Origin of the sequence: Clostridium acetobutylicum ATCC 824, assembly GCF_000008765.1 — a bacterium.
Lineage (GTDB): Bacteria > Bacillota > Clostridia > Clostridiales > Clostridiaceae > Clostridium_S > Clostridium_S acetobutylicum.
The window spans coordinates 2,065,350-2,090,723 of sequence record NC_003030.1 but is presented as its reverse complement, the minus strand read 5'-3'; the positions used below and the strand labels follow the sequence as shown (position 1 = coordinate 2,090,723).

Genomic DNA, 25,374 nt, shown 5'->3' with positions numbered 1-25,374 from the left:
ATAGGGGTGATAAGTTGGATTCAGTAATAAATAAAAGAAAAGCAGGTGGAGTTCAAATAGTTGTAGCTACTCTATTAGGAGTTTTAATAATGAGCAGCGTATTTATTTATTTTATATCAAATATGATACCTATAAACAATTCATATAAAGCTGAGACTATAGCTAGAAAATATATGTTTAAAATAGAGCAGGATGGATATTTAAAAGAGGATAATGCTCAAATCATGAAGAAGGAATTTTCATCTATAGGAATAGAAGATATAGACATTTCAGGCACAACGCTTAATCCTGTGGACTATGGAAGCGATGTATATCTTAAGGTGTCATATAAGGAAAATGTAAAAAAAGTAACAGTTTCAAGTGGAATAATGCCAGTATTCTCTAATGAGAAAAAAACTGTAGTAATCGAAAAAAGTTCTACCAGTAAAAATGTGATTAGACCTTGAAAAGAGGTGGTAATATGCAGATAAGTAAGCTTAAAGGGGATGCTTCAATAGCAGTTCTAAGTTTATTTACAGTTATTTTAATGGGGTTATGTTTAGAATTTGTTTTTTTTCACAAGCTTATTATGAAGGAAGCAGAGGGAGTGCAGGACGATGTTATTCTTTCCAATCTTGCAGTTTATAAGGATGTGGATATGGAGGCATTAAGTTTTAAGGAAGGATGTTTAAAAATAAGCGATTATAATGCTGCTTTTAAAACTTTTAAAGATCACTTACAGAAAAATATGAGGCTTGATAATAATTTTAATTCTTTAAATGGACAATTCATAGAAGGGAATGTTACGATAGATGAATTTACAATATATAATGTGGAGAATAATTATGTAGAAATACTAACGTATAGTAGAGAAAATAATGAATTTACGAGGAGAGAAATAAAAAATCGAAGTATTAATGTAGTCAAGACCACAGATAATGTAGTGGTAAAAAATACAAGTGTGCATGCAGCTATAAGTTATGATGTAAGACTTTTGTTTGGACAAAAAAAGAGGGTTATGACCTCTGTTGATACAGATGTAGTTAATTGAGAAAGGATGATATGTTTGAATTTTAGAAAATCTAATATAAAAATTTTGATAAGTACAGTTTTGATGAGCTGTGCTGCTTTTGGCTGTCTAATTATGGCTGAAAACAAAATAATTAATTCTTCGGGTAAAAAAGATGTAATAATAGCGTCAAAAGATATAAAACAAGGAACAGCAATTGATAAATCTTCATTAAAAAAAGTTGAATATTATAGAGAATGTGTAAATTCTGACAGTGTTACTAATATGGAGTACATGGGCAATAAATATGCATCAGAGAATATTTATAAGGGAGAAGTGATAAGTAAAAAAAGAGTTTTAGATAAAAATGACGATTTAAAACCTTTTTTAAAAGAAAACGAAAAAGAAATTTCAATACCCTTAAGTAAATTTAACAATGATACCTTTATAGGGACATTAAGGGAGGGGGATATTGTTGATATAGTTCATACAAGTGTTGTTAATGAAAAAGCAGAGGATGAAGTTGAGGCTAAAGGATTAAAGGTTATTGGAGCTGTTGATTCACAGGGAAGATTTCTTAAAGAGCAGGATAAAAACATTTTAGCTGCATCATTGGTGTTTTTAGGCTCAGAGGAGGAATTTATAAAAATATCTAAGGATTTTTATATAGGATATTTTACAATAGCAAGATGTTCCAAAGTAAAAAAATAATTTTTTATAAAAAATAAAAATATCTAAATAAAATACTATATAAATAAAGAAAATGTTATGAGGTTACTGTAACTTAATTATATGACAAATGTTAAACAAATAAGATAAAGGTTCAAATTTGCAATCCTGAGAGATAAATTGTAAAATGTAAGTGAAAATATGTTATTTATAGTGATATATAAATAAGCGGGGGATTGAGATGAAAAAATTTAGTATATTAAATGGTAGGAATAAATTCACTAAAAGAGCTAAAATAAAATCTAATAAGATGAAACTGCTCATAGGAGCTATGGGGCTTATTTTGTGCTGTGAATTATTAGTAGGAGTTGTATATAAGTTACATGATAAAAAAACAGTTGAACAAAAAAAGATAGAGGCCGAGAAAACGCCAAGTAAAGCTAAAAAGAAAAATACTACAAAAGCTGAAAGCAAGCCTGAAGTTAAAGCTGCTACAAATACACAGAACGCTACAGTACCACAATCAAAGGATAGCAATCAGAAAGTAGATACATCAGGGGCAGCTAATAGTCCATCATCTAATACTGCAAGTAATAAAACTAGTAAAAGTAGCTCGCCAAATAATACATCACAAAAACCAAATAATAATCGAGTTGGACAAGAAAGTAAAAATGTTACACAGTCACAAACTACGAGAAGAACAACTCAGACTACAACTCCAGCTGTTCATCCTACGCAGGAGCCTTCACAGCCAGTTGTGAATGAGCCACAGCAGCCGGCAGTCCAAAATCAAGATCAACAGAATAAAATTACTAGTCAGGATGAAATTGATGCATCCAAAAGTCAAGATGAAATAATGAAAGAAATTCATAATAACGGAAATTAACATTTATAGCGGATAGGTAAAATTGCCTATCCGCTATTTTTTATATAAAGAAAAAAGGAGGTTATGCTGTGGTAATTACTTTTATATATGGTATTGCTATAGGATATATGACTGTGAACATTGCAGGAGGTATTTGCAAAAAAGAGCTTACTTATGAATTCACAACAAAAGAATGTAGTATTGTGGCAATGATATTGGGGCTAATATATTGTCTTTTCTATAGAAAAAGTATGCTAGGGTTTGAGTTTTTTAAACATTGTGTTATAGCTACTATGCTGTTTTTAGCAGCGCTTATTGATTTTAAAACTAAAAATGTCTACTTTTTTATCACAATTATTTCTTTCTTGTTTAGTACAGTGTTTGTAATGATAACTTACTTTAGTGGAAATTGTATAGAAGATTATGTAGTGGGAGCAGTAGCAATGGGAATAATTTCGTATATTTTTGCGCTTTTTAAAGTTATTGGTTTAGGCGATGTTGAAATATTTATAATATGTGGCATATCAATTGGATTTTATAAGAGCATAGAAGTTCTAATTTTATCTATTTTTTTATGTGGCATTTATGGTATTTTTAAAATTATAAAAAATATAGCTATAAAAAAAGAGAGGGTAGCATTTGTTCCATATATATTAATGGCCTTTGTAGTAGTTTCTTTAGGAATTTAATATGAAATAAGATATGGTTTTAACAATATATAAATTTCTAATATGAAGGAGTGAAGAGCGTGTATTATATTAACCTAAAGCAGGAAAGAATACTTAAATTTATAGAGAAATTTGGAGTTGCAAGAATAGAACATATGAAAAGAATTCTCAATATAAAAGATATAGACAACCAATTTAAAATATTAATAAGACAAAGAAAAGTAAAGCTAGTATTTAATGATATATGTGTACTAGATGGGAAAAAGGAGCTCAATATAAAAATGATTAAAGCTTTGGATCTATACAGTTACTTGCATTTAAACAATGGAGGCATTCCTATTGAATGGTGTATGCCACAAGATTTCCCGTTTACAATTGCATTTTTTAGAAATAGTAAAGTTTTTGATGTAGCTATTATAAACGAGGGAGAGGAGACCATTTACTCAAGTGCCATAAATAGGGGAGTTTCAGAGAGAGTCATCGTAGTTCTTTCTGAAGAAAATCAGAAGGAAAATATAAAAATTAATAAACAAATTAAATGCTGCACTATAGAAGATGGTGTACTTAATTTTTTTTAAAAGGAGGTTTTTTCAATGGCAAAAAATTTTTATAGCAACTTTAAAATTAAATCTATAATGCCTAAAGTTGGGGACGTTATTATAAAAGACTGTGGAGAGATAAAGGATAATTTTGTGATAGCTAAAGAGTATGAAAATTATTTCTTAGCTATTTCTGCTAGACTTGGATTTAAAGAGTGTTTTACTAAAGCAAGTTTCTTTACTTGTGAACTTAAGGTTAAGTATGAATTAAGATAAATGGAAGGGTGTGGTTAGGTGTGCATAAAAAGTTTAATTATAGATTGATAATTTGTATATTTATCTTACATACTTTAATATGTATATACCTGTTAACGCCGCTTATAGTGATTAGAAGTGAATTTATTAAGAGAAGTTCATTAAACAAATTCATCGATATTAATGAGTTAATTAACATGTACAAGCATCCATTTATTAGTTTTAATACTATTATAAATAACTTGGATATACGTAATGATTTTGTAATTGTATTCTTACTTTTTACTTCTGGAATTTCTTTGTTTGTTTTCCTTTATAGAAATATGGATAGTGAAGAGAAAGGGATAAATCATTTGAGAAACAATGGAACGCAGGGAACTGCAAATTGGATGAAAAATAGTGAAATTAAAAAAGTGCTTACAATAGGCGGGGGTGAAGGGCTTGTTTTTGGAAGCATAAAAGAAGGTTTCGGAAATAAGATGGTAATACTGCCCAAAGACACTTTCTTTAACAAGAATATAGCTGTATTTGGTGCTTCTGGGAGTATGAAAAGTAGGAGCTTTGTAAGACCTAATATAATGCAAATAAGTGAACTTAATCAGTCAATGGTAATTACAGATCCAAAGGGTGAAATTTTTGAATCTATGTCAGAGTTTTTAAGAGATATGGGATATACAGTTAAAGTTTTTAATTTAGTCAATATGAGAAATTCTGATAGGTGGAATCCTTTGGGAGAAATAACAGATGAAATATCAGCTCAAAGTTTTGCAGAAACTGTAATAGCTAATACAAGAACCTTAGGGTCAAGGCAGGATGATTTTTGGGAGAAAACAGAGATGAATCTTCTTAAGGCACTTGTACTTTATGTTGTAAAAGAAAATCCAAAGGAAGAAAGAAATTTATCAGCTGTATACTCAATGCTTTCTTTAAGAGATACAGCATCTATTGATAATTTATTTAGAACGCTCTCATCATCACATGAGGCAAAAATGCCATATAATATTTACTCACAGGCATCGGAAAATGTAAAATCGGGAGTAATTATAGGGCTTGGTTCAAAACTTCAAGTGTTTCAAAACAAGCTTGTGTGTGAGCTTTCAGCTGAAAGTGATATTGATTTAACCCTTCCTAAGAAGGAGAAATGTGCTTATTTTTGTATAACCTCAGATATGGAATCTACCTTTGATTTTATAGCAGGGTTATTTTTTTCGTTTCTTTTTATAAAATTAGTTAAATATGCTGATTATACGCCGAAGGAAGCACAAAAGGAGGTGTACTTTATACTTGATGAATTTCCTAATATAGGAGCGATACCTGACTTTACAAAGAAAATATCAACTATGAGATCAAGAGGAATATCAAGTTTAATTATATTTCAAAATATAGCACAGCTTCAAAATAGGTATCCCAATAATGGATGGTCTGAAATAATAGGAAACTGTGATAGTAGATTGTTTTTAGGAGCTACAGATATGATAACCTCTGAGTTTGTATCTAAGCTTTTGGGAACTGCAACAGTAAATGATAGAAGTTTTAGTAAGTCAGCTGGTTTTAAAGGAATAATGGATTTTGGGAAAATAACGGATAAGTCAATTAAAAGAAATTTGATGAATCCAGATGAATTATTAAGGTTACCAAATGAAAATGAAATACTTATTTTAAGAGGCCAAAAACCAATAATGCTACAAAAGATGGATTATACAAAGCATAGGCTTTCAAAATTTCTTAGGTCCATTAAGGTAAGTGACCATATACCAGAATGGCCTCACAAGTTAAAGGATAACAATAGATCAAATGAGAAATGTGAATTTTGGTAAGAAGTTAAGAATACGTAAAATATAAAAATCCATGAAAATTCATGGATTTTTATAAAAGTTTGATTATTTTCTAGGTGTATAGTCCCATTTAAAATCTCCACCCTTATTACCTGATGCAATATTACCTGATTGGACAGGAGCAACTTTGTTATGATTTCTAAGGAAACCTACACCTTTATTATTAAGTGCAGTACAGTTTTTAACTGTAACTAAGCCCCCATCTTGATTCTTGTATAGACAAGGTCCTAATTTAAAGCCATTTCCATCTCCATTTTTGCCAGAACCATTATTTTGAGCTCTACAGCCTAGGAAAGTTATATTACTTCCAGCAGTATAAGTATCATAGCCGTCATCGCTATTTCCTATAGCCACACAGTTCTTTAGTGTAATATTTTTAGCTCCATTTTTTATTCCAAATCCATCTGCATCCTCTCCACCGTTAGCATTGTCAAAATTGTAATCTGATTCGCAATTTTCAAAAGTTACATTGGAAACATTATCTTTTGCCTCTATACCAGCAAATTGTGCTTTTGTAACTTTACAATTTTTTATTGTAATACCGGAGCAGTTTTGAACACTTATTCCTTGTCTTTTAGCATTGTTTATAGTTATTCCACTTATATTAGCACGAGCCACAATTGCAATGGTTCCTTTTGGACATGCTGAAGCATCAATTACAACACCTTCAGCACTTATAGGCTTTGTAACTTTAACTCCTCTATTTAAAGTATAGTTACCTGCTGGTATAACACCACCAGCCTCTAATTTAGATGCTATATCACCTTTAGCGTTTACAGATTTTGCTTGAACTCCAAATGAAGCAACAGAAGAGATAATTGCTACTGAAGTTAATAAACTTAAAATTTTCTTATTCATATAAAAACTCCTTTTATAATAAAATTCGTAAAAAAAATCTTTTACTAAATTTATTATAAACGACAAAACTTTATAATGAAAGTTTTGTATATCTTTATATTTTCTAAATTAACTAAAAATAAATAGCAGCATCAAATTAATTCTTAAGGATACGTAGGTATTCATTGCATAATAAGTATATGATCTGCTTTATATATAAATTTAATAGTATAAAGTAAAACTCCAATGTTACATATATAGTAGTGATTTCTTTGTCTATCATGTAAAAACATATCAAACCAAAGTGAATGTATCTTACTCTATAATCTTCTTTGTCTACAATATCTAGAATAGTTTTTACACCTCATCTATATTAAAAGTATACTTTGTTTCAAGATAGCTTGTACTTTTTTATAAATATGTCAGCATCTATATTGCTATAACTTTAATATAGCATATTATAATAGTGAAATGTAAAAATAAAGTTAACTAGACATAATAAGAGTGTAAAAAATGTGAAAATTTAACGATATATTATATGGAGTAGGAGATGATAAACTTATGAAAATAAATAAGATTTTAATGGTAAGCATTATTTTTATTTTTATCTTTAATTTAAATATTTGTGTAATCGTTAAAGCTGATGCTAACAATTCGAATGAAACCATTGTAAGTTCTGATGGAACAGGTGATTATACAAATATACAGGATGCAATTAGTGCTGGTAAGAAAAATATTATAATAAAAGATGGAACGTATTTATTGTCATCGGCTTTGATAATAAAGAATAATAATACTGTTATAACTGGTGCATCTAAAACTGGTGTAAAGATAATACAAACTAATACAGCAGCAGACGGTGTTGTTATCTACGCGGATAACGTTAAGGTATCGAATTTGACTGTAGATTGTCAGAAATATGCAGGTAGGGGTACAGCTATAGTAGAAGGACATTCTAATAATGTAATGGTTAGCAATTGTATAGTATATGGTTCAAATAGTAATTTTTCTATTTACTTTGCAGGTAAGGATTATTCTAGCGATGAAGATACTATAAAGGCAGTTGAAAATGGAGATCTGGATAAAAACAATGTTGTAAAGGATTGTACAGTATATTCTACAAATGAAGGAGATGGAGTGATTTTAGCACTTCAGCGCTATGGAAAGTTATTAAATAATACTATAATAGGAACAAGAATTGCTTTCTATATGTGTAATTCATCGCAAGTATGTGGAAATACAATTAATGATTCCAAGTCCCATGGTATCTTTGTATCTATACCAGCTTTTAATAATATTATCGAAAACAATATAATAAATAATTGCGCATTGTCAGGTATAAAGGTAGCAGCGGAAACAGAGCATACCAATCCGGAAATAAACAATCATACCTATATGGGAACGGGTTTTACTATAGATAACAATAAGATAATTAATCCTGCATACTTTGGTATTGAAATAGATGAACTAGCAGATTCTACAATAGTTAGTAATAAACTGAGTAAGTGTGATTATGTAGGAATATATATGTTGAGGTCAAACAATTTGCATGTAGTACAAAATTGTGTAATAGATAGTGGTTATGGAGTAAATGAACCAAAGGATTCTAATTATTCTAAAAATCTTTCGAAAAATATAAAATGGGATTTGAATAGCAATGCGGCTATATTTGTTGACTATAATACAAAATATATTGCTATTATCAGTAATAGTATAGATAATATGACATCTGGCTGCGCTCATGCTATATTTGAAAGTAATTTTGATAATAATGAAGCAAAAGATAACTTTTATGTTGATAATGTAATTAGAGGAAGTTATGGAAGTAAAACAACTAATGTTAATATTGACTATAGTGTTTTACCTTTGTTTTATATTGGAAGATTCATAAGATAAACACAAGTAATAATCTTATTTTAATTAAATAACTCTTTTACTGACAATCCAGTATAAAGAGTTATTTTTTATAGTGGATAGTTAAGACAAAAGTAGTTGTTAATATTTCATTTCCTCTGTAGTATAATAATGTTTAGAAAATAATTTAAATATGTGTTAAGTGGATTAAGAGGTGTTTAATAATGTCAAGAATGCTCACTAAAAGTGATTATGATAAATTAAAGGAAGAGTATGAGTATAGGAATACTGTTAAGAGGCATGAAATAGCAAAGAAAAAAATGGAGGCTGCAGCTTTTGGAGATCGTTCTGAAAATGCAGAGTATAAAGCTGCAAAGGAAGAATACTATCATAACAACAGAAGGCTTGGTCAAATATCTAGACTGCTAAAAAATGCAATAATTGTAGAAGAGGATAAAATCGATGATGAAGTTAACATAGGATCAGAAATGCTTTTAAAAATAGGAGCAGACGAGACATTTAAGGCTAAGCTTGTAACAACTCTTAACATAAGTGTTGAAGATGAGGATATCGAATACATAAGTGTTGATTCACCTTTTGGAAAAGCTTTGTATAAGAAACATGTAGGAGACAGTATTGATGTTAATTTACCTGATAATAGAAGTATAAAAGATATAAAAATAATATCTATAAAAAATTAGAAGAAAACTCTGTAATAGAAATATTGCAGAGTTTTTATTTTATAAATGTGGCATAAATAATGTAAGTTTTAAATAGAATTTACAAACTAGAATATAAATATGGAGTAAAACTCTGTGAAATTTAATCATGGGATGGTAACCTATGGTAAAAAATGATGATTTTATAATTCAAGGAGGAAGATAGCTTTATGAGAAATGAATTAAATAGCAATGAGTACAATTTAATGGCTTCACGCCAAAGTAGAAAAATACTTACAGGAACTTTAGCAGCAATGGAGAATGTTAAAATAGGACAAGATGAAAATGTAGATTGTGGCGTAGTGTTTTATGATGAATTCAAAATTCTAATACCTATAAGAGAAATGAATGTATCAAGAGAAGACAAAAGAGTTATAAGAAGTATGATAGGTGCTGAAATAGATTTTATTGTTATGGAATTTGATGATGAAAATAGAACAGCTATCGCTTCACGAAAAGAGGCAATGGAGCTTAGAAAAAACTTAGAACTAAAGAAACATAAAGTTGGAGAGAAAATTTTTGTACGAGTTACATCTGTAGGGAGAAATAACTGTAGAGTTGATTGTTATGGTATAGAGTACAGAGTCCCAATAAATGAAATAGATTATGGATATATTGATAAAGTGGACAAGTATGTACAAGTTGGAGATGTAGTGCCGGCTATAATAAAAGAACTTGATATAGATAATAATATAGTAGTAGTTTCAATAAAAGAAGCAAAAGAAGATCCATATCTAGGAATTGTAAAGTCTTTAAATAAGGGTGGAGAGTATTTAGGGGTAGTAACAGGTATTAAAGATTATGGCATATTTTTAACAATAAGAAAGGGAGTAAATTGTCTTTGTCCCTTCCCCAATTGGGCAAATTTCTCTCCAGCTGTAGGCGAGAAATTTGTTGTTAGAATTAAAAGTATTAATTATGATGAGAAAAAAATAAATGCCAACCTAATGAGACCCATAAACCAAAGAAATAAGTATAATCCAACCTGGGGTTTGGGCTAAGAGCCCATTATAAATCTTGAACCATAAAAAAGCAGTCTGTCAAAAAAGAGCTGACCATAGAAAAGAAACAGAATAGTGCCCTGGGGTTTGGGCTAAGAGCCCATTATAAATCTTGAACCATAATCTGTTTTAATCAAGTAGAGAAATTTAATATGCAATAAATAACAAAAGCTTCGCTAAATCCTTAAAGTTAGATAAATAAATTAGAATATGAGATAAAGCTTACTGCACTATATGAAGATGATAAAATATACTTAATTTATGAATGGAGTGTTTATACATGGGTAATGAGTTAGAACACATAGTAATACTTGAGACTAGTGATGTACACGGAAACATATTTCCTGTGAATTATGCTGATAACTCAGAAGAACAGTTTGGTTTAGTGAAGCTTTCTACTATAGTGAAAAATGAAAGAAAGAGAAACAGTAAATTGATTTTAATTGATAATGGTGATACCTTTCAGGGAACTCCAATTACATATTATTATGCTAAAATAGCTAGGGGATTTAGTAATCCTGTTATAGACATTTTAAACTACATGAAATATGATGCAGCTGTTATTGGAAATCATGAATTTAATTATGGAATGGAAATTTTAAATGATTCAATAAAACAGTCTAAATTTCCATGGCTTTCTTGCAATATTATAGATACAAAAACAAAAGAAACGGCATTTGGAGTGCCTTATATAATAAAAGAATTCAGAGGAGATCTAAGAATAGCTATTTTGGGAGTTACTACAAAGTACATTCCCAATTGGGAGAATCAAGATATAATTAAAGATTTAAAGTTTCTAGATGTAATAGAAGAAACTAAAAAATGGGTTAGAATTTTAAAGAATGACAAGAAAGTAGATATAGTTGTAGTATCTTATCATGGTGGTTTTGAGAAAAATATTGACACAGGAGAGGAAACGGAAAGTCAAACAGGAGAAAATCAAGCATATGAGCTTTGCAATGAGGTTGATGGTATAGATGTACTTTTGACAGGACATCAACATAGGGAGATTTATGGAATGAAAATTAATGGAGTTACTATAATTCAACCGGGCAGTTCTGCTAAAAATATAGGAAAAGTTGATATAATAGCAGAAAAAACTTTATTAGGGTGGAGGATAGTAGAAAGTAAATCATCTTTAATTTCTGTTTCAAATATATCAAGTGATTATAAAGCAGGCAAAATAGCAGAAAAATATGAAATTGCCACTCAGGCTTGGCTTGATACACCTATCGGAAGAATAAAAGGTGACATGACAATAAAAAACCCAATTGAAGCTAGACTTAAGGATAATGCTTTAATTGAATTTATAAATAAAGTTCAAATGATAAATGGTGGTACAGACATTTCTGCAACTTCATTGTTTAGTAATTCAAAAGGTTTTCCAAAGAAAGTAACTATGAGAGATATAGTTTCTAATTATGTTTATCCAAATACCTTAAAGGTTATGAAGGTTAAAGGAAAAGATATTAAGGATGCACTGGAGCTTTCAGCGGCTTATTTTGATATATGTAACGGGAGAATAAAAGAGGCTTCAAATGTTAATTCTTTAAAGCTTCGCCACTATAATTATGATATGTGGGAAGGAATTGAATATGAGATAAATGTATCTAAAAAGATAGGTGAAAGAGTTACTAAATTAAATTATAAAGGAATGCCAGTAAATATGGAGCAAGACTATAATATAGCATTAAACAATTATCGTGCAGCTGGAGGTGGAAACTATTATATGTTTAAAGATAAAGAAATAGTAAGGGATATACCTATTGATATTTCGGAGCTAATTGCAAATTATTTCTTGAAAAATAAAGAGGTGGTGGCTGAAGTGAATAAAAATTGGAAGGTTATTCATGACTAAGTAAAACATTTGATATTAATTTCACTGCATAATAATAAATGTTTTGCAATATTAGTTTACATAACAAAAATTATGTAAATAAGACAAAAAGTAAACTAACTTAAAGAAAAGTATAAAATAAAACATAATATTTATCAGAAAAGACAATAGAATGAATTTGATTAAAAAATATAAAACAAAAATAGGCAGCAAAGCATTGTTATATACTAAACCTAAAGCTGTAGGTAGAAATGTTTTAATATATAGAGTACTATATTAAAATAAGACTAAGTAATTGTAAAGGAGATTCTTATGCAGGGGAGAGTTTACAATGGAGTTTTAGATAAAAGAGAGTATTTTGTTTATCTACCTCCGACATACGGTAAAGGAGATAATCATTACAGCGTTATATATATGCAGGATGGTGATATTGTAATCAAAATCTTAAATGAGCTTATGGATCTTATAGAAAATAAAAGTAAAAAGGATGTATATGATGAAAGCATTATTGTAGGTGTTAAGCCTATAGTAAGAAATGATGATTATACTCCTTGGGAAGCAGAAGCTATAAGTAAAGGTTCAAGTGAATTTGGTGGACGAGGGGATATCTATTTGAACTTTCTAATAAAAAAGCTCAAGCCATACATAGATAATAAGTATAGGACTAAAAAAGAAAAAAACTTTCTATTAGGATACTCACTTGGAGGACTTATATCGATATTTGCAATTTATAAAACTGAATGCTTTTCAAAAGTGGTAAGTATATCAGGTTCTTTGTGGTATAAAGGATTAATTGATTTTATGGAAAAGAGTAATCCTGTTAATTTAGACATTAAGGTTATGCTTATGATTGGAAATAAAGAAGGAAGAAGCAGAAACATATATCTTAAGAACTCAATTATTAGTACAGAGAAGGCTCTTCAAATTTTGAAGAAAGATCTTACACCTTCTAATGTAGTATATTCAATAGAAGAAGGAGGACATGTAGACAATATCTTATCTAGGTATTATAAAACCATCCTGTGGCTTAATGAAAAATGAAATAATTTTTATTAAAATACGCACAATAGGACTATATGCTCTTTGTGCGTATTTTAATTTTAAGGCTATGGAGGAAAAAATGAAAGTTAAGAAGAGAGTGATCAAAACAAATGTGGTGCTATTTTTTGAATTTATTTTTCTTTTGAATATGATTAGTGGGGCGGATTTTTTACAAAATAAAAAGTTGAAATTTGATAATTGCGGCAAATTTAAAATAGTACAGTTTGCTGATCTGCATCAAAATGATTGTATAAATTTAAAAACAGTACACTTTATGGAGAAGGTAATGGATTATGAAAAGCCTGATTTTGTTATTTTGACGGGAGATAACATAGATGGAAGGTATTGCATGGATATTACTTATGAGAAGGCCATTGAAAGTGTAGTAAGACCAATAGAAGAAAGAAGGATTCCTTGGGCAGCCGTACTCGGAAATCATGATACAGAATCTTTACAAGTAGAGAGAAAAAATATGATAAAAAATTACATGAAATATAAATATAATATGAATAAAATAACGGATGATGGTATACAATTTAATCTTCTTGTAATGGATTCAGAAAATAAGAATCCAATCTTTAATATGTATATGCTGGATTCAGGAAGCTACAGTAAGAAAGGAGGGTATGGTTGTATTGAACCATATGAGGTTAAATGGTATAAAAAAACGGTTACGGATTTAAAGAAAAAGTATGGGCACATAGTTCCAGCATTTATGTTTTTTCACATACCAATAATTCAGTATAATGAAGCATGGGAAAATGAAAAATTATGTGGAGAAAAAAGAGAGAAGATATGTCATCAAAGTACTGATAATGGTCTTTTTAAAGAGATGCAGAAGGAAAAAGATGTAAAAGCTATATTTGTAGGACATGATCATACTAATAACTTTATAGGCAGAAACAAAGGTATAATTATGGGATATGGTAGATGTACAGGATATGATACATATGATGCAAGTAACTATGAAAGAGGAGCAAGAGTAATTTATTTAGATGAGGATAATATAAATAAATTTAAAACTTGGGAAAGACTGGATAAAGATTTTAAATAGTAATTAGAGATTTTTTAAAAATAACATATAAATAATAATATAAACAAATTGAATTTACTGAAAGAAATCAATATTTCAGTAACTAATCTAAATTGGTTTAAACCGACAAGCTGTTTGCAAATATCTATATATTGCGCCAGCTTTATTTTTATTTAAGGAGGATTTTATATGGAACATTTTGACGACAAATCACAACTAAAAAGAAATGGATTTTATTTTAGCTACAATGTGGACAAGGAGAATATTGAACATTGGATTTCAGCAATCTTATTTCAGGTACTAAAAGATAAGGAGGATATAGTAATACTTTCACTTGGTGTAGATACTTTAGTAGGAGATTCCTTAGGTCCTTTAGTTGGAAGCATACTAAAGAGAAATGGAATTCCAAATGTATATGGAACTTTAGATAGAACTGTAAATGCATCTAATATTATTAAGATTTTAGATGAAATTCATGAAAGGTTTAAGAATCCATATATTTTGGTTGTAGATGCTGCTGTAACTGCAGAAAATAATATAAATGATATTGTACTGAGAAATGGAGGATTTACACCGGGATTTGGAGTTTATAGACAACTTCCTACTGTTGGTGATTTTTCTCTTGTTGGAGTAGTAAACAAAGAAGATGAAAGAGAACATAATTTAATAGAACTTCTTAAAAAATGTAGATTTGATGAAGTTTTAAAGCTAGCAAGAATAATTTCAAAAATCCTAGTTTTAACATTTGCGAGGATGAATAAGGGGGATAAATAATATGTATTTAGAAAAATATTATTATGAGAAAAATATACAAGAAGAGTTTTTTAAATTTCTATATAGCATGACAGGCAAAAAAGAAGAGATAGTTGTAATATGCATAGGTGATCCTGTTTTTGAAGGAAATATACTAGCACCACTAGTTGGCACGCTTTTACATGAAAGGAATATCCCTAATGTTTATGGAACTCTTAAAGAACCAGTGTATGAAATCAACATAAAAGAAATTTATAATAAAATACTAAAAAAATATGATAATCCATATATAATTTTAGTTGCAAGTTCATTCCCTGTGGATTTTCATGATGAAAGAGAGGTTATAGTATTAAAGAATGATCCTTATGAAATACAAACTGCGAGTGGTAGTTTAAAATTAGGGAATGCTAGTTTTATAGTTGTTTTTGATTTGGAGGATAGTTATTGTAAGGTGAATTTTATAGAAAAACTCGGAATAAGAAAAATTTATAAATATTCTGAAGCTATTTTTAAAACTTTATATTATATATTACATAATAAAAATTATGTAAAGTAAATTTTAAAGTAAACCTAAGTGCAAAAAACCGCAATCAAGTAATTGCGGTTTTTTTTTATGTTATAATTATAACAAATATAGTTTTAAGGAGGTAGTTAAATGTTAGATATTAATAGTTTTACGGTGTTAAATAATGGTGTTAAAATGCCATGGTTAGGTTTTGGAACTTATAAAATAGAGTATGAAGAAAGTTCTGTAGACTATATAAAAACTGCTTTGAAAGTCGGATATAGGCATTTAGATACTGCAGCAGTATATGGTAATGAACCAATAGTTGGAAAGGCAGTAAAGGAAAGTGGTATTCCAAGAAATGAAATTTTTATAACTAGTAAGGTATGGAATAATAAGCATGGTTACGATAAAACATTGAAAGCCTTTGAAGACACACTAAAAAGATTAGATACAGATTATTTAGATTTATATTTAATTCACTGGCCTAAAACATTGAATAAAGAAACATGGAAAGCACTAGAAAAGCTATATAAGGATGGAAGAGTTAGAGCTATAGGTGTAAGTAATTTTAAAGTACATCATTTAGAAGAAATATTAGAAGATTGTGAAATAGTTCCTATGGTTAATCAAGTAGAGTATCATCCTCAATTTCCTCAGACAGAGGTTCATGAATTTTGCAAAAAGAATAAAATCCAATTAGAGTCCTGGGGGCCTTTAATGCAGGGAAAAATATTTGATATACCGTTAATGAAGGAACTTTCTTTGAAATATGGAAAGACTATATCTCAAATTGCTCTTAGATGGGATTTGCAAATGGGAGTAGTTACAATACCTAAATCAATAAATGAGAATAGAATAAAGGAAAATTGTGATCTATATGATTTTGAAATATCTAAGGAAGATATGAAGAAGATAGAATCTCTTAATACGGGAGTTAGAATAGGCCATGATCCTGATACAATAACATTCTAGTTATTTAAGGATAATATAAGGAAGATTAGCTTATAAAAATAAAGGTTAATCCTCCTTATATTTTGTTTACCTAAAAATTATACAGTATATATTTATTATAGTAATTTATTATCGAATATATTTGTTAAATGAAGAGATGAGATTTTATCTTTTATTTCATCCGTGTCTGTAGAGTATAGACCAATTTCCTTCATTCTCTTGAAATATTCAGCACCAGCAAAAGTATATCTGTTGCGGCGGCCCTCTTTTGTCATAAGTTTATAGTTAGCATATGAAATAATATCACCAAGTGAAGTTTGTTGCGGAAGAATTAATGGAGACATTTCTAAGAATTTTCTTACAGCATTATGTCCAGCAAGACTTCCTGTGCATATAGCTTCTGCTTGACATCTCTTAATGCAAAAAAGAAGCTTCATTAATAAGGTGGATGTCAACAATTCCGTTATCACCATCCCATGTAATATAGTCAACAATTTTTTGCAAAATCAATTTTTTCTCTTCAATACTAAAAAAGTTGTTAATATAAACTCTCTTAAGAGATTCTAAAATTAAGTTTGAGACTTCTTCATTATCTACAAAATCTGCTTTCGTTTTAATAATCTTTTCAAGTTTCAAGTTCAATTCCTTTATATCCTTATTTAAAATTTCAATTTCATGAACTACATTTTCAGATATGCTAGGAGATAGTGAAAGGAACTTTATAAGATTATCAATTTTATCTTGCTTATGTTTTACAATTTTTTTTATGTTTTGAATTTCAGTATTTTTATCTAGATTTCTAAAACTTTTCAATGAATTTAATAGTATATCTTTATTAATTGAAATACTGTGCAATTTTTGTATAACTACTGATTCTATTTCATCTGTTCTTATGTTTGAATTACAGCATTTAGAATTGCCACTTTTTTCTTTTAAGGAGCATTTGTAATAAAACAATTTTTTCCCTTCTTTGTCTAAAGGACCGTGTATAATTTTCATGGGGTTTCCACATTGTTTACAGATAAGTAATCCTGTCAAAAGAGCATTCTGTGTACTTCCTATTCGTGGAGCTCTGGATTTGTTTTTTATCATTATTTTTTGAACCTTAAGCCATGTTTTAGAATTTATAATTCCTGTATGCTTACTAATAGAAGCAATCCATTCATTTGTTTGTCTAAATTTTTTTATTCCCTTTTTCTTATTATAAGTCAAAATTGCATGCTTATTATCTGGTATTCCAATAACGTTTATTCCTTTGTTACTTAAAAAATTCATTACATTTTCATCTGCACGAACATATACTGGATTATTCAAAATATCTTTTACAGAACGTTTACTCCATATTAAATTTCCTTTTTTTGTTTTTATTGAGTTTTGAATTAGGTATTTTGTAACTTTACTTATGGATTGAAATTTAAGATAGCTTTTATATATAAGTTTTACAACTGTAAGCTCTTCCTCTATAGGTGAAAGCACAAACATTTTCTTTTCATGATTTTCATAATCAAAATATAAAATAGGCTTGCTTTTAAATCCCAAAGGTGTTTGACCGCCAAGCCATCTCCCCGATTTTGCCATTTCAAGCATATTGTCGCTAACTCTTTCAGCTATAGTTTCTCTTTCAAGTTGGGCAAATATAGATGCTATATACATCATAGCTCTTCCCATTGGAGTTGAAGTATCGAATTGTTCTTTTATGCTTATAAAATTTATATTCAAATTTTGAAGAGTGTTTATTAGATTTGAAAAATCAGCTATATTTCTACTAACACGATCTAATCTGTAGCATATAAGTGTATCGAATTTTTTTGCCTTAGCATCAATAAGCATTTTTTGAAATTTTGGCCTATGAAGATTTTTTCCAGAGAAACCATCATCATTATAAACTAAAAAATCAACATTTTTTCCAATACGATTTATTATGTGATTTTTGCACATTTCAACTTGGTTTTCTATAGAGTCTCCTTTAACTGTAAACTTTGATTTTCTACTATAAATTGCTACTTTCAAAATATCATATCCATCAAATTATTTTTATAAAGTATATTGAGAGTCAAAAGATAATATTACTATACTATGTTATAATTTATAAATAATGTGGAGTATATTTATAGGAGGAAAGTACATGAAAGAAAAATTAAGGTATAGACTTATTACAGGAAAGGACGACTCGAGTTTTTGTGAAAGAATTTCTAAACTTTTAAATGAAGGATATAAACTTTATGGATCTCCTTCTTGTACCTTTAATGGAGAAGATGTTATTGTAGCTCAAGCGGTTGTTATAGATGAGGATACAATTTAAATTACTAAGTTTTAAAGGTGATCTTGTATGTTAAAAATAAAAAAAGTTACTATGAATGTATCTAATAATACAAAAGAAATTCAAGAAATTTATATAGAAATAGTAGCTAAAATTCTTAAAAGTAGGTTGCCACAAGAGATAATTAATAAAATTCTAAATGAACTTAATAAAAATGATAAGATTAATAGTTAAAGCAGGTCACTACATCACATGACTTGCTTTATTATTTATAAAAAAAGTTCCCTAAGGAACTAAAATAATAATAAAGTAAGTAAATAACCATTCAACAAAATTTTATATTAAATTGGTATAAAAATCAATTAAGTGTTTGAAAACATGTATAAAATAGCATTAATATAGCTTGGATTTTTCAAGAATTACCTAACAACTATTTATATTAATAGATAATGTGTTAATAATTATATATATTTATGTATTCAATTTAATAAAATTTAATATTTTTTTATATTATTGCATTATTTATAATTTAATTAAATGTATTGCTAAAGTATCAATGATTTGCTAAAATAAATTGAATTAACAATTTAAGGAGGGCAATAATGAGTTTACTTAAGAAAAAATCATCAAAAAAATTATTAGCATTAACATGCATTATATCTATAATTGTTACTGTTTTTGCTGGATGTGGATCAAAGCAGACAAAACCTAAAGTTAACACAAAAGTATTATCTGAATCTGAATTTGAAAAAATGTATACTGCTGGCAGTAGCTCGTACGTAGATAGAAAAGCTAATTTTTATGCTAAGGTTACTAGTGATGCTAAATCAGGAGATGGTGGTGTATATTTCCAATGTGAAGCTGAAAATAGTTTAAACATGAATACAATTGTAAAAATCAAAAATAATAATGATGGTATAAAAAAGGATGATATAATTCATGTCTTTGGAAAGGTTGTTAAAAGTTCTAGCGATGACAAGTCATCTGTGTCTGAAGGAACTCCAACCATTAAAGCAACTAAAATTGAGAAAACTGATTACGCAAAAGCATTTGATCCAGCTGTTAAGACTATACAAATAAATAAAGATGAAAACCAAAATGGTTTTGTAATCACATTGAGCAAAGTCGAAGTAAGCAAGACGGTTACAAGAGTTTATTTAAATTTAAGTAATAGTACAACTAATACGGTATCAGTAAATACTTTTGATAGTAAATTACTTCAAGGTTCTAGCCAATTAGATATAAATGATGAGGCAGCAATGAATTATCCTCAAATACAAACTGAACTAATGCAAGGAATAAAATCTCAGGGTGTTCTTGTGTTTAAAAATGTTGATCTTAATGGTGATAATGTAAAATTCACAATTACAGCTAGTTCATCAGATTATAATGTACAATTTCAACCATATCAATTCGATATTCCGTTGAAATAAAATAGAGCTTTTTAAAAAGTAAGGAAACTTGTAAAATGTACAAGCCTTGCTTTTTTTTATTAATATGAAACTATAAGAATGACAAATTACTATACATTAACAATCTTACTAAGTAGTTCTTATTTGTCTTTTTCTTTTGAAATTATATTTTACTCTATTTCGGGTATACTATAATTGCTACAAAGATTTGTAATTTTAAAAGGAGAGATGGTGAAATGTCAGAGAATAATAGTAATAGAGAACCTCAAAAGGATGTTGGCAAAGGCAACAATAGTCTAATGCGTTGGGTAGGAAGATTGGTTCTCTTTGCAATAATTTTGGCTATAACATCATTTTTGACACCTGGATTTTCTATAAGAGGTTTTTGGACTTTTGTATTAGCATCTGTAGTAATAACTGGTTTAGATTATTTAGTAGAATCTTTTATGAAAGTAGATGCATCGCCTTTTGGTAAGGGATTAAAGGGTTTTATTATATCAGCTGTAATAATTTACCTTGCTCAATTTTTAGTACCAAACATGCGTGTTTCTATAATAGGTGCAATATTAGCATCTTTAGTTATAGGTGTAATAGATGCTATAATTCCAAGTAGATCTATGTAAAACTTAAAGGACTATTTAAAATTAAAATAGTCCTTTAAGCTATTTTTATGTATACAAAATTGTAATAATAAAACTGTGTTTGTATTTTAGGGGTTCAAGCATCAGTATGACCAACAAACAATCCGCTCTTTTCTCCACAACAAAATAAATTTTCGATACCTTTTACTTTCATGTCATTAGTTCTTGGGGCAACAGATAAATATCTTATAGAGTTTCCTTTTCCTCCTGCGTAAGGGTCTATATACTTTACGCTTTCTAGTCCTTTTATTTTTCTTAACTTTTCAAGAGGATAGAAGGAGGTCATTAATTTGGCATCTGCAAGGTATCCAATAATGCTGCTTTTTTGCCATTTGAATTAGTATCCAAATCAATAGCTTCATACAAATGTGATTTATAGGTTGCATCCATACCAGATCCCAAAAATTCAATTGATATTTTACCTTCTTTATGATTTTCACCAAACCAGTATATATTGTCTATTAAAGTGTCAATGATACGTTTTTGCTCTTGCATCGATAAAGTATCTATTATTTTACAACTGTCTAACATTGAATTTATAATATCTAAATTTATCTTATTTGATTTAGATTTTTCATGATTGTTTTCAATTTCAGATAATTTATTTTCTATCTTTATGCATTCTTTTTTTATTAATTTGATTTTATTAATTAATATGTCCTCTACGCCGGTTCCGTTTGCAAGTGCATTTGTCAATCTATCAATTTGCTTTTTCCTTTCAGAAAGTGCTGAATTTAATTCTAATTTTATATCGGAATTATTATTTTTTAATTTATAATTATTTTCTCGTTTTAAAGCCTCCATAATTTCTTTTTTTGATTTCGCAAAATTTTTCAGACTATCCAATACTAAATTTTCAATTTTATCTGTTCTTATGTTTGAATTATTGCAGAGCTTTTTATGTGATTTTTGCTTTAATGAACATACATAATAAAAAGCTTTTTCACCAGTTTTTTTAGAAATTCTTCCATGCTGAATTAGCATATATTTCTTACATTTACCACACTTTATTTTACCTGTAAGTAAAGCATTATGTGTTTTACCTAATCGTGGGAAAGAAGTTCTGTTTTTATCGAATTGCTTTTGCACTTCCAACCATAGTTCAGGTTCAATAAAACCAAGTATGTTGCTTATTGCAGCAAATCGATCCTCTTTAGGTCTGTCTACTTTTATATGTTTGCCTTTTCTTAAAGTTTGTTCTGTTTTGTTATATGTCAACAACGAATGCGCGCCATCAGGATTACCATAAACTTTCCACTCGTTGTTTTTTAAATATTTAAGTACATCATAACTTGATTTTACATATATTGGGTTTTGAAGTATGATTTTTAGGCTAGATTTCTCAAACAATATCCCGTTTCTCGATTTTATTTCATTTTGTGTAATATATACTTCGAGTTTGTGCAAGCTTCCAAGCTCCAAGTATTTTTCATATAAAGAGGTTACAAATTTGCTTTCTTCTTTATTAATTTCAAGAACAGGGATTTCTCGTTCTAATCCATTTTCATCAATATATTTAATTCGTTTTGAATTAAATCCCAGAGGGATTTTCCCACCAGTCCATCGACCATTTTTAGCCATTTCAATCATATTATCTTTTACACGTTCAGCTATAGTTTCTCTTTCGAGTTGAGCGAATACTGAGGCTATATACACCATAGCTCTTCCCATTGGAGTTGAAGTATCGAATTGTTCACTTATGCTTATAAAGTCAACATGATGTTCTTGTAATGTATCCAATGTATTTGAAAAGTCAGATACATTACGACTAATACGATCTAATCTATAGCATACTAATACGTCTAGCTTATCAAGTTCGACATCTTTAATTAGCTTTTTGAATTGTGGTCGGTTTATTGTTCCGCCGGAAAAGCCCTCATCTTCATAAACTAAAAATTCTACTTTTTTGTTATACTTTGATGTTATAAAGTTTTTACACATTTCAATTTGGTTTTCTATAGAATCACCTTTTCCTGTGAACTTTGATTTTCTACTGTAAATCGCTACCTTCATAACTTCACCTCTAAGATTCTTTACTTTTTGCTTTATATTCAATTATATCGCTTACATTACATTCCAAGTGTTCGCATAGTTTATCTATTATTTGAAGTGCAACAAAATCTCCATTATTTATTCTTGTCATTGTGCTTTTACTGATTACTTTAGAATTCACTAAATCTTTTTTCTCTAAATCTTTATCTATAAGTGTTTTAAAAAATGGCTTATAACTTATCATAAAAAAACTCCTTTCATATTGATATTGTATAGCAATTCGCAACACAAGTCAATATAAAAGTAACATAAATCAGTAAAAAAGGTTGACTTCTGAATCTAAAATATGATATTATAAACTTATAGGAAATTATTAAATAAATAATAATAACTTAAAATTATAGTAATAATCATATTTTTTATAAAAAAATGTTAATGATAGAGAAACTCCGTAGGTAGAAGTTTGCGAGACCATATACCTACGGAGTTCCAAAAAGGGAAGTGCTTCCCATTTACAATAATAACACATAACACAAATAAGTGGAAGCCTTTCTATTACTAGAATAGGAGGGATATAATGTGTACAGAATTAGAACCTCATCAAAGATTAAAAAAAATAATTGATGAGATTGGGGTAAGTCAGACTAAGTTGGCATGCAAATATCTTGGAAGAGCAACTATAAATAAAATTATTAGAGGAGAAAGACCTTTAAATGCAGCTCAGGCATATAAGTTTATCCAAAGATTTAAGGACTTTGGATATAATGCGGATATTGAGTTAATTCTAGGGATACCTACAAAAACAATAGACAGTACAGTAAAGAAATTTCTAAGTAATACAAAAAAACATTACTTGGAATTTGATAAATTGATAGACAAGCTATATAAGGACAAAGCTATAGAAGTTATTTGGAATGTAATAGAAAAATTAGATATACAAGATGTTTATAAAAATGCGAATATTATATTAAAATATTTAACAAAATTAATGCAATATGATTTAGATGCAGATATATATTTAAAAGTTAATATAGAACTAATTAAAATATATACTGCAACGGCAAATTATGAACGTGCAATTACAGCATTTAACTCGTTAAAAAATTTCTCTATATTAGATAGAGAAACTAAAGTGAAGTGCTTTTTAAATGTAGCTTTAGCATACTATAATCTTAGAGAATATAAATCCTCCATAGATATTGCATCTAGAGTTATGAAGCTTAAAATTTTTGATAAATACTACTTTAAAGCTTCAATAATAAAAGCCAATGTACTTTATACAGATGGGAGGATTAATGAAAGCATTAAAGAATATGAAAAAATAGCAATAAAGGCAGAAAAGTATCATTTTATAGAATACGTTGCAACAAGTGAAAGTAATATAGGATATGTTTTCACAGAGCAAAATAAATTTAATGAAGCCAAATTACATTTAGATGAAGCAATGAAATTATTTGATTCATTAAATAATTATTATAAGTTAAATGTTTATGATAATGTTTTTGGCTTTAAAATAAAGAACAATACTGCTGATTTTGATACCTTTAAAAAGGTTATTTTATTAGCGTATGATACTAATGACAAATTCAGAATTAAAAATAACGTAAAGCAATTTGTAAATTATGCTATTAGGAATAAAAAGAGCAAGGAAATTTTTACAAAGATAATAGACTTTTTAAACCCAAAAGGAATAGATCTAGATTCAAGCTTAAAATTAGAGATAATGGAGTATGTTTCAGGTAATACTTTTGAAAGCGTGCTAAAATAGCACTGCATAATTATAAAATATCACATTTTTGTGATATAATTATTTCGAGGGGAGGGAGTTCTATGAAAAAAATATTCTTAGGTAAAACTAATATTCTAGCATTGGCATCATTAACAATAATGTTAGCTTTACCTATTGTAAGTTTTGTAATAGGTAGTCCAAGCGTATCATAGTTCGTTCTAGTAGTGACATATTCGACAAAAAGTATGTCACTTTTCTTATTGTTTTTTATAATAAAAAGTGTTATAACTTCCATATAATATTAATATTGGAGGTTTGTACATGGAAGAACTAAAGAAAATTTTGCTTGAAATTGATGATATAGATAAGATACTGAGACACCTCGATATTATTGTGGACAATATTGAGAATAAAATACTTAAATGTAAAAAAGAACAATGAATTTATTGTTCTTTTTTTATTTTCTCTTCTTCAATTATTTTATTTATAGTTTCCTTTATTGTGTAAGTAATTAATTTTTGTAAATCACTATCTATATCTTCAACATTTTCAATTAATCCCTTTTTTACGAGTCTTTTTAGTAATTCATCCACGGCATATTCCTTTTTATCGATATTTGCAGATTTATTTTCACTTAATTCATCTACCGTTACATTAAAATAGTTCGATAATGTTTGCAAGGTTTCAATTGATCCAGTCTTTTTTCCCTCTTCAAGTTTGCTGATTATACTCACAGATAACCCTGTTTCACCAGCAAGTTGTCTCTGTGTTAGACCTTTCTCTTTTCTTAATTTCTTAAGGTTTTCACCAAGCATTTTTAGTTCTCCTTCTTTATTTTTTCTGTGTCTATTTTGTCACACACTGTGACAAAAGTCAAGAAAATTGAAATATTTTTAGGCAGAATACACGCAAATTAACAAATTGTACAAGCTATTTTAGCATTATATCGTGATAATTTATCACTATGTGTTTGAATATTATCACGAA

27 protein-coding genes and 2 pseudogenes are annotated in these 25,374 nt (G+C 28.6%); 22 read left to right on the top strand and 7 right to left on the bottom strand.

The genetic code is table 11. The annotated features are described in order from the left end of the window. Positions 1-14 precede the first annotated feature (14 nt). From CA_RS10230 to CA_RS10195, 8 genes are all read left to right on the top strand, one after another. Positions 15-446 (top strand): hypothetical protein, encoded by a 432-nt coding sequence (locus CA_RS10230; RefSeq protein ID WP_010965277.1) that lies wholly within the window; start codon positions 15-17, stop codon positions 444-446. A 14-nt stretch (positions 447-460) separates the two neighbouring features. Beyond that, entirely contained in the window at positions 461-1,030 is a 570-nt protein-coding gene (locus tag CA_RS10225; protein ID WP_010965276.1) for a hypothetical protein, read from the top strand. A 15-nt stretch (positions 1,031-1,045) separates the two neighbouring features. Beyond that, positions 1,046-1,699, top strand: a complete 654-nt coding sequence (locus CA_RS10220) for an SAF domain-containing protein (RefSeq protein ID WP_010965275.1) — start codon at positions 1,046-1,048, stop codon at positions 1,697-1,699. 199 nt (positions 1,700-1,898) lie between these two features. Then, on the top strand, positions 1,899-2,543 hold the full coding sequence (locus tag CA_RS10215) for a hypothetical protein (RefSeq protein ID WP_010965274.1): 645 nt from the start codon (positions 1,899-1,901) through the stop codon (positions 2,541-2,543). 68 nt (positions 2,544-2,611) lie between these two features. Further along, entirely contained in the window at positions 2,612-3,211 is a 600-nt protein-coding gene (locus tag CA_RS10210) for a prepilin peptidase (protein WP_010965273.1), read from the top strand. A 59-nt stretch (positions 3,212-3,270) separates the two neighbouring features. Further along, the gene (locus CA_RS10205; protein ID WP_010965272.1) at positions 3,271-3,768 is read left to right on the top strand and encodes a DUF5697 family protein; all 498 of its coding nucleotides are present in this window, start codon (positions 3,271-3,273) and stop codon (positions 3,766-3,768) included. A 15-nt stretch (positions 3,769-3,783) separates the two neighbouring features. After that, on the top strand, positions 3,784-4,005 hold the full coding sequence (locus CA_RS10200) for a hypothetical protein (protein WP_010965271.1): 222 nt from the start codon (positions 3,784-3,786) through the stop codon (positions 4,003-4,005). 176 nt (positions 4,006-4,181) lie between these two features. Then, positions 4,182-5,801 carry a VirD4-like conjugal transfer protein, CD1115 family gene (locus CA_RS10195; RefSeq protein ID WP_241428626.1) on the top strand — a complete coding sequence of 540 codons (1,620 nt, stop codon included), beginning with the start codon at positions 4,182-4,184 and terminating at the stop codon, positions 5,799-5,801. Between the two features lie 63 nt (positions 5,802-5,864). Here CA_RS10195 and CA_RS10190 read toward each other — a convergent pair whose 3' ends face one another. Beyond that, complete coding sequence (locus tag CA_RS10190) at positions 5,865-6,677, bottom strand: right-handed parallel beta-helix repeat-containing protein (protein ID WP_010965269.1); 813 nt, start codon at positions 6,675-6,677, stop codon at positions 5,865-5,867. Between the two features lie 540 nt (positions 6,678-7,217). Here CA_RS10190 and CA_RS10185 point away from each other — a divergent pair. The 9 genes from CA_RS10185 to CA_RS10145 all read left to right on the top strand — a co-directional run bounded on the left by CA_RS10185 (position 7,218) and on the right by CA_RS10145 (position 16,374). Continuing rightward, complete coding sequence (locus CA_RS10185; RefSeq protein ID WP_010965268.1) at positions 7,218-8,552, top strand: right-handed parallel beta-helix repeat-containing protein; 1,335 nt, start codon at positions 7,218-7,220, stop codon at positions 8,550-8,552. A 182-nt stretch (positions 8,553-8,734) separates the two neighbouring features. Continuing rightward, positions 8,735-9,211 (top strand): transcription elongation factor GreA, encoded by a 477-nt coding sequence (gene greA / locus CA_RS10180; protein ID WP_010965267.1) that lies wholly within the window; start codon positions 8,735-8,737, stop codon positions 9,209-9,211. Positions 9,212-9,399: 188 nt separating this feature from the next. Continuing rightward, positions 9,400-10,230 carry a S1 RNA-binding domain-containing protein gene (locus CA_RS10175; protein ID WP_010965266.1) on the top strand — a complete coding sequence of 277 codons (831 nt, stop codon included), beginning with the start codon at positions 9,400-9,402 and terminating at the stop codon, positions 10,228-10,230. Between the two features lie 280 nt (positions 10,231-10,510). Continuing rightward, the gene (locus CA_RS10170) at positions 10,511-12,088 is read left to right on the top strand and encodes a bifunctional metallophosphatase/5'-nucleotidase (protein ID WP_010965265.1); all 1,578 of its coding nucleotides are present in this window, start codon (positions 10,511-10,513) and stop codon (positions 12,086-12,088) included. Between the two features lie 291 nt (positions 12,089-12,379). Beyond that, positions 12,380-13,108 (top strand): alpha/beta hydrolase, encoded by a 729-nt coding sequence (locus CA_RS10165; protein WP_010965264.1) that lies wholly within the window; start codon positions 12,380-12,382, stop codon positions 13,106-13,108. A 79-nt stretch (positions 13,109-13,187) separates the two neighbouring features. Next, on the top strand, positions 13,188-14,162 hold the full coding sequence (locus CA_RS10160) for a metallophosphoesterase family protein (protein WP_010965263.1): 975 nt from the start codon (positions 13,188-13,190) through the stop codon (positions 14,160-14,162). A gap of 168 nt (positions 14,163-14,330) precedes the next feature. Then, positions 14,331-14,915 carry a spore protease YyaC gene (gene yyaC / locus CA_RS10155; protein ID WP_010965262.1) on the top strand — a complete coding sequence of 195 codons (585 nt, stop codon included), beginning with the start codon at positions 14,331-14,333 and terminating at the stop codon, positions 14,913-14,915. A 1-nt stretch (position 14,916) separates the two neighbouring features. Then, on the top strand, positions 14,917-15,450 hold the full coding sequence (locus tag CA_RS10150) for a DUF1256 domain-containing protein (protein WP_010965261.1): 534 nt from the start codon (positions 14,917-14,919) through the stop codon (positions 15,448-15,450). 99 nt (positions 15,451-15,549) lie between these two features. Further along, complete coding sequence (locus CA_RS10145; RefSeq protein ID WP_010965260.1) at positions 15,550-16,374, top strand: aldo/keto reductase; 825 nt, start codon at positions 15,550-15,552, stop codon at positions 16,372-16,374. A 95-nt stretch (positions 16,375-16,469) separates the two neighbouring features. Here the strand turns inward: CA_RS10145 and CA_RS10140 are convergent. After that, positions 16,470-16,754 (bottom strand): annotated as a pseudogene (locus CA_RS10140) (FAD-dependent oxidoreductase); the annotation flags it as partial. A 13-nt stretch (positions 16,755-16,767) separates the two neighbouring features. Continuing rightward, on the bottom strand, positions 16,768-18,363 hold the full coding sequence (locus CA_RS10135; protein ID WP_010965259.1) for a recombinase family protein: 1,596 nt from the start codon (positions 18,361-18,363) through the stop codon (positions 16,768-16,770). A 115-nt stretch (positions 18,364-18,478) separates the two neighbouring features. Between CA_RS10135 and CA_RS10130 the strand changes: the two genes are divergently transcribed. From CA_RS10130 to CA_RS10115, 4 genes are all read left to right on the top strand, one after another. Beyond that, a complete protein-coding gene (locus CA_RS10130; RefSeq protein ID WP_010965258.1) occupies positions 18,479-18,655 on the top strand; it encodes a DUF1737 domain-containing protein in 177 nt (58 codons plus the stop codon). 27 nt (positions 18,656-18,682) lie between these two features. Further along, positions 18,683-18,847 (top strand): hypothetical protein, encoded by a 165-nt coding sequence (locus tag CA_RS10125; protein ID WP_013913686.1) that lies wholly within the window; start codon positions 18,683-18,685, stop codon positions 18,845-18,847. Positions 18,848-19,215: 368 nt separating this feature from the next. Further along, positions 19,216-20,046 carry a hypothetical protein gene (locus tag CA_RS10120; RefSeq protein ID WP_010965257.1) on the top strand — a complete coding sequence of 277 codons (831 nt, stop codon included), beginning with the start codon at positions 19,216-19,218 and terminating at the stop codon, positions 20,044-20,046. 215 nt (positions 20,047-20,261) lie between these two features. Further along, positions 20,262-20,648: a phage holin family protein gene (locus CA_RS10115; protein ID WP_010965256.1), complete on the top strand. Its 387-nt coding sequence runs from the start codon at positions 20,262-20,264 to the stop codon at positions 20,646-20,648. Between the two features lie 97 nt (positions 20,649-20,745). Here the strand turns inward: CA_RS10115 and CA_RS10110 are convergent. The 3 genes and pseudogenes from CA_RS10110 to CA_RS10100 all read right to left on the bottom strand — a co-directional run. Next, a pseudogene (locus CA_RS10110) lies at positions 20,746-20,961 on the bottom strand (FAD-dependent oxidoreductase); the annotation flags it as partial. Beyond that, complete coding sequence (locus CA_RS10105) at positions 20,952-22,679, bottom strand: recombinase family protein (protein ID WP_010965254.1); 1,728 nt, start codon at positions 22,677-22,679, stop codon at positions 20,952-20,954. The pseudogene CA_RS10110 and the gene CA_RS10105, both read right to left, overlap by 10 nt. 10 nt (positions 22,680-22,689) lie before the next feature. Next, entirely contained in the window at positions 22,690-22,902 is a 213-nt protein-coding gene (locus CA_RS10100) for a helix-turn-helix domain-containing protein (protein ID WP_010965253.1), read from the bottom strand. Positions 22,903-23,235: 333 nt separating this feature from the next. Between CA_RS10100 and CA_RS10095 the strand changes: the two genes are divergently transcribed. Then, on the top strand, positions 23,236-24,426 hold the full coding sequence (locus CA_RS10095) for a helix-turn-helix transcriptional regulator (RefSeq protein ID WP_010965252.1): 1,191 nt from the start codon (positions 23,236-23,238) through the stop codon (positions 24,424-24,426). A 404-nt stretch (positions 24,427-24,830) separates the two neighbouring features. On the opposite strand, the gene CA_RS10085 is transcribed toward CA_RS10095, so the two are convergent. Beyond that, positions 24,831-25,202, bottom strand: coding sequence for a helix-turn-helix domain-containing protein (locus CA_RS10085; RefSeq protein ID WP_010965250.1), 372 nt, complete (start codon positions 25,200-25,202; stop codon positions 24,831-24,833). Between the last annotated feature and the right edge of the window lie 172 nt (positions 25,203-25,374).

Coding starts and splice junctions, on each gene's coding strand:
- CA_RS10150 (WP_010965261.1), top strand. CDS start 14,917: ATGTATTTAGAAAAATATTATTATGAGAAAAATATACAAGAAGAGTTT.
- CA_RS10105 (WP_010965254.1), bottom strand. CDS start 22,679: ATGAAGGTAGCGATTTACAGTAGAAAATCAAAGTTCACAGGAAAAGGT.
- CA_RS10100 (WP_010965253.1), bottom strand. CDS start 22,902: ATGATAAGTTATAAGCCATTTTTTAAAACACTTATAGATAAAGATTTA.
- CA_RS10115 (WP_010965256.1), top strand. CDS start 20,262: ATGTCAGAGAATAATAGTAATAGAGAACCTCAAAAGGATGTTGGCAAA.
- greA (WP_010965267.1), top strand. CDS start 8,735: ATGTCAAGAATGCTCACTAAAAGTGATTATGATAAATTAAAGGAAGAG.
- CA_RS10130 (WP_010965258.1), top strand. CDS start 18,479: ATGAAAGAAAAATTAAGGTATAGACTTATTACAGGAAAGGACGACTCG.
- CA_RS10200 (WP_010965271.1), top strand. CDS start 3,784: ATGGCAAAAAATTTTTATAGCAACTTTAAAATTAAATCTATAATGCCT.
- CA_RS10170 (WP_010965265.1), top strand. CDS start 10,511: ATGGGTAATGAGTTAGAACACATAGTAATACTTGAGACTAGTGATGTA.
- CA_RS10095 (WP_010965252.1), top strand. CDS start 23,236: ATGTGTACAGAATTAGAACCTCATCAAAGATTAAAAAAAATAATTGAT.
- CA_RS10125 (WP_013913686.1), top strand. CDS start 18,683: ATGTTAAAAATAAAAAAAGTTACTATGAATGTATCTAATAATACAAAA.
- CA_RS10160 (WP_010965263.1), top strand. CDS start 13,188: ATGAAAGTTAAGAAGAGAGTGATCAAAACAAATGTGGTGCTATTTTTT.
- CA_RS10190 (WP_010965269.1), bottom strand. CDS start 6,677: ATGAATAAGAAAATTTTAAGTTTATTAACTTCAGTAGCAATTATCTCT.
- CA_RS10145 (WP_010965260.1), top strand. CDS start 15,550: ATGTTAGATATTAATAGTTTTACGGTGTTAAATAATGGTGTTAAAATG.
- CA_RS10165 (WP_010965264.1), top strand. CDS start 12,380: ATGCAGGGGAGAGTTTACAATGGAGTTTTAGATAAAAGAGAGTATTTT.
- yyaC (WP_010965262.1), top strand. CDS start 14,331: ATGGAACATTTTGACGACAAATCACAACTAAAAAGAAATGGATTTTAT.
- CA_RS10195 (WP_241428626.1), top strand. CDS start 4,182: ATGTACAAGCATCCATTTATTAGTTTTAATACTATTATAAATAACTTG.
- CA_RS10175 (WP_010965266.1), top strand. CDS start 9,400: ATGAGAAATGAATTAAATAGCAATGAGTACAATTTAATGGCTTCACGC.
- CA_RS10225 (WP_010965276.1), top strand. CDS start 461: ATGCAGATAAGTAAGCTTAAAGGGGATGCTTCAATAGCAGTTCTAAGT.
- CA_RS10120 (WP_010965257.1), top strand. CDS start 19,216: ATGAGTTTACTTAAGAAAAAATCATCAAAAAAATTATTAGCATTAACA.
- CA_RS10215 (WP_010965274.1), top strand. CDS start 1,899: ATGAAAAAATTTAGTATATTAAATGGTAGGAATAAATTCACTAAAAGA.
- CA_RS10185 (WP_010965268.1), top strand. CDS start 7,218: ATGAAAATAAATAAGATTTTAATGGTAAGCATTATTTTTATTTTTATC.
- CA_RS10085 (WP_010965250.1), bottom strand. CDS start 25,202: ATGCTTGGTGAAAACCTTAAGAAATTAAGAAAAGAGAAAGGTCTAACA.